This window comes from Mycobacterium sp. (assembly GCF_035603715.1).
Taxonomy (GTDB): Bacteria; Actinomycetota; Actinomycetes; order Mycobacteriales; family Mycobacteriaceae; genus Mycobacterium.
The window spans coordinates 1-3,745 of sequence record NZ_DATNJW010000160.1; the positions used below are offsets into that span (position 1 = coordinate 1).

At 63.3% G+C, this 3,745-nt stretch carries 5 protein-coding genes; 4 read left to right on the forward strand and 1 reads right to left on the reverse strand.

What is annotated here, in order from left to right; all coding sequences use genetic code 11:
- Positions 1-948 (forward strand): alkyl sulfatase dimerization domain-containing protein (locus VN856_RS07205; protein ID WP_325687552.1); only part of this gene is annotated, 948 nt, incomplete at its 5' end.
- On the forward strand, positions 945-1,403 hold the full coding sequence (locus tag VN856_RS07210) for a VOC family protein (RefSeq protein ID WP_325687554.1): 459 nt from the start codon (positions 945-947) through the stop codon (positions 1,401-1,403). The genes VN856_RS07205 and VN856_RS07210, both read left to right, overlap by 4 nt.
- On the opposite strand, the gene VN856_RS07215 is transcribed toward VN856_RS07210, so the two are convergent.
- Entirely contained in the window at positions 1,400-2,383 is a 984-nt protein-coding gene (locus VN856_RS07215; RefSeq protein ID WP_325687556.1) for an LLM class flavin-dependent oxidoreductase, read from the reverse strand. The two genes, VN856_RS07210 and VN856_RS07215, sit on opposite strands and share 4 nt — an antisense overlap.
- A gap of 48 nt (positions 2,384-2,431) precedes the next feature.
- Here VN856_RS07215 and VN856_RS07220 point away from each other — a divergent pair, with 48 nt between their 5' ends.
- Both VN856_RS07220 and VN856_RS07225 read left to right on the forward strand, forming a co-directional pair.
- On the forward strand, positions 2,432-3,196 hold the full coding sequence (locus VN856_RS07220) for an SDR family oxidoreductase (protein WP_325687558.1): 765 nt from the start codon (positions 2,432-2,434) through the stop codon (positions 3,194-3,196).
- A gap of 52 nt (positions 3,197-3,248) precedes the next feature.
- Positions 3,249-3,745 (forward strand): TIM barrel protein (locus VN856_RS07225; protein WP_325687560.1); only part of this gene is annotated, 497 nt, incomplete at its 3' end.

Below are 3,745 nucleotides of genomic sequence, written 5' to 3' on the forward strand. Positions count from 1 at the left end.
CGGACGATTGCGCAGGCGAATCACCGCGATGTACGCGAATACTGGCGCCACCTGCATCCGTTCTATGTGCGCCGAATCATGGCCTTGTGGGGCGCATTCATGGATGTCGAAACACACGCAGCCCAGCTCCCACCCGAGCCCGTACTCACCGAAGCCTTCATCGATAGCCACGCCATCGAACTCGGGGGGCGCCGGTTCGAGTTCTACGCCACCCCTGGCGGTGAGACCACCGACGCACTAGTGGTCTGGCTGCCTGAGAATCGAACGGTGTTCATCGGAAATTTGATGGGACCCTTCTTTGGTCACGTCCCGAACCTGTACACGCTGCGGGGCGACAAGATTCGCAGCGCGATGGCTTTCATTCACTCGCTGGATCGTGTCATCGCGCTGGCCCCAGAGACTTTGTTCAATGGTCACGACGTCTTCCGAGGCGCAGAGCAGATCCAGACCACCTTGACCACGGTGCGCGACGCAACGGCGTATTTGCGTGACCGAACGCTCGACGGCATGAATTCGGGCGCTGACCTGTGGGCGCTGATGCGTGAGGTGACACTGCCTTCCGAGCTCTCGCTGCCTCAGGTGCACGGGAAAGTGCCGTGGATTGTGCGGGCGATCTGGGAGGAGCACGTCGGCTGGTTTCGATACGAATCGACGACCGAACTCTATGACGTCCCGCCGTCGTCGGTATGGCCGGACATCGTTGAGCTGGCCGGCGGAATTGACGCGCTCACCGAACGAGCGCATAGCCACGTAGCGGGTCGGCGACCACTCGAGGCGCTGCACCTGTCCGAAATCGTCTTGAACGAGTCGCGAGGACATCCTGCCGCACTGCGCGTGAAACGCGCTGCACTGGAACAGCTCCTGGCCGATAGCGGGCGCGAGAACCACAGCGAGGTGCAGTGGCTTGAACAAGAACTGAAGAACGCGACACCCCAGGAGGATCGATGAAAGCCGAAAACCTCTATCACACAGGAATTGTCGTCGACGATCTCGATGCCACCATGAAAAGGTTCAGCAAGCTGGCGGGCTACACCTGGACCGATGTCGTCGAGGTTGAACAGGTCGCCCAAACGCCGGCCGGCGAGGTGACTATCCCCATGAAAATGGTGTACTCGGGCGCCGACCCCCGGCTCGAGCTGTTGCAGACCGTCCCCGGAACCATCTGGACACCAGCAGATTCCGGGGTTCACCACATCGGTTACTGGTCCGATGATGTCGAGTCCGATCTCGCCGCGCTCCAAGCCGGCGGCATGGACCTTGAAGTCAAGTCTTACAACCCCGATGGATCCGGAACACTGCTCTGGGCATACGCCAAAGAGCCGGCCGGGCCGCGCATTGAATTGGTCAGCCGCGCCATGGAGCCATTCATCAGCTACTGGTGGGCAAGCGCTGCTCAGCGCTAGTCGTCGTTGGTCCGCAGCGCGGGCATCACCGCTTCGTCGAGATACCGTAGATACTTCCAGGCGACGTCGGGTGGGATGCCGCCGCATAAGGGTGCCAGCGTGAGCATGCCGCCACCGCGAACATGCGCGATGGCCTCGTCGGCCGTGAAGATTCGGTGTGTGCGCGACGTTGCCCGTAGTTCCTCGACATCGCTGACATCGGCGATACCCGCGGATGTTTGGTTGTCGGGATTCCACTCGGCATACATGCGCGCGTCGTGCAGCAGGTGCTCGCCGAGTTCCTGCCAGGCTACGTCGACGTCCGGGGCGACGAAACACACACTGGGTGTGTCGCGATTGGGCAGCAGGGTCATGCCCGGCTCATGACCGTACGCACGACACGCCTCTTCGTAGGCCTGCTGCGAACCGGGCGCGTCGCCCTGCGCGAGATAGCCCAGCCCGTAGCGACCGGCCCGTCGGGCAGCCGCCAAACTGCCTCCGCCCCACATCATTAGCGGACCTTGCGGTGAGAACGGAAGCGGCGTCACCTTGATTTGCCGGCCGTCCTGCTCCACTACCTCGCCGGCCAGCAGACGGCGAAGCAGACCAAGCTTCTCGTCGGCGATTCGTCCGCGGGCCTTCCGGTCGAGCCCGAAATGCTGGTATTCCTCGGGTCGATAACCAAGCCCGAAGACGTAGCCCGCGCGTCCCTTGCTGATCAGGTCAAGCACGGCGATCTCTTCGGCAAGCCGAACCGGGTCGTAGAAGGGCAGGATGACGATGAGCGTCATCATCAACTGTTTCGTGCGCGCGGCGACGGCGCTACCCAGAATCAAGGGCGTAGGCAGATAACCGTCGGGCGAACTGTGATGCTCGCAGATGACCGCCGCCAGGCAGCCGCGCGTCTCAGCCCACTCGCACATATCGACGGCGGCCTCATACAGCTCGGCCGGTGACGCACCAAAGTCGGGGGCGCGCATGTCAAAACGCATCGAATACATGGCCGGTTACCTGACTTCGTTGTCTGCAGACCGATAGACTCCGCGGCCATGACGGTACCGCAACCATCGCTGGCTGGACGCCGCATTCTGGTTACCGGCGGTGCCACCGGAATCGGCGCCGCCGCGGTGCGCGTTCTGCACGGCGCCGGAGCGCAGTTGGCCGCGACGTATCACAACACCGCCCCGTCCGATGACGCACCGGCGGTGACGTGGGTGCACTGCGATGTCCGAGACGCCGACTCGGTCGACACCGCGTTCGGCAGCGCCGTGCGGGAACTCGGCGGCGTGGATGTGCTCGTCAACGCCGCCGGCCTGTGGCAATCGGGGGTGCCGGGCAGTATCACCAGCGATGAGATCGACTTTCTGCTGGCAACCAACGTCAAAGCAACGATTCTCACTAATCAGGCCGCACACGCGGTAATGCGCGAAAACGGCGGACATATCATCAATTTCGGGTCTGCGGAGGCGGTGATGGGCAGTCCCATCTCAGCGGTGTATGCCGCCACCAAGGGCGCTGTTCAAGCCTGGACCCGCTCGGCGGCCAAGGCGTGGGGCGCCGATCGGGTCACCGTCAACGCGCTGGCGCCTGCGGTTCAAACACCAGGCGCGGACCGGCTGCGGAACTTCCTGGGTCCGGACGCCGCCGCATTCATCGACCAGCAGATGAAGTTGTCCATCCCGTTGGGCGGCAAGCTCGGCGATCCCGCCAGCGACCTGGGGCCGGTGTTGGTGTTCCTTGCCAGCGAGGGAGCCGGATTCATCACCGGCCAGCTCATTCCGGTCGACGGCGGTCTCGCCATGGTGGGCGGCTGAGCGGGCGGGCGGCATGGACAGGCTCGGCATCGAGATGCTCAGCGTCTTTGGCATGCCCCCAATAGAATTCGTCCGGCTGGTCGCCGATCTGGGATGCCGCTACATCACAACCGGAATGGCCGGTTTTGCACCCCTGAAAGCTCTGGACTACCAACCGTATTCGCTGCGCGACGATCCTCGACTCCGTCAAGACCTGCTCGCGGCGATGGAAGACCACGACGTGTCGATCTCTCTGGGGGAGGGTCTACTCATCGCACCGGGCCTCGACGTTCGCTCCTACGCCGATGATCTCGACATCATGGCCGAGCTGCGGATCCCACGGATCAACACCGTCAGCTTGGAACCGGATCGAGCACGCACCTTCGACGAGTTGGCCGCGCTGACCGCGCTCGCCGCCGAACGGGACATCGCGACGTGCGTTGAACCCGTTGTCGGCCTTAGCATCGCAGACCTACCGTCGGCCCTGGCTGCCGTCGAGTACGTCGACAGAGACGAGATCAGTCTGCTCATCGACACGATGCACGTGGCACGCTTCGGCGCTACTGCCGA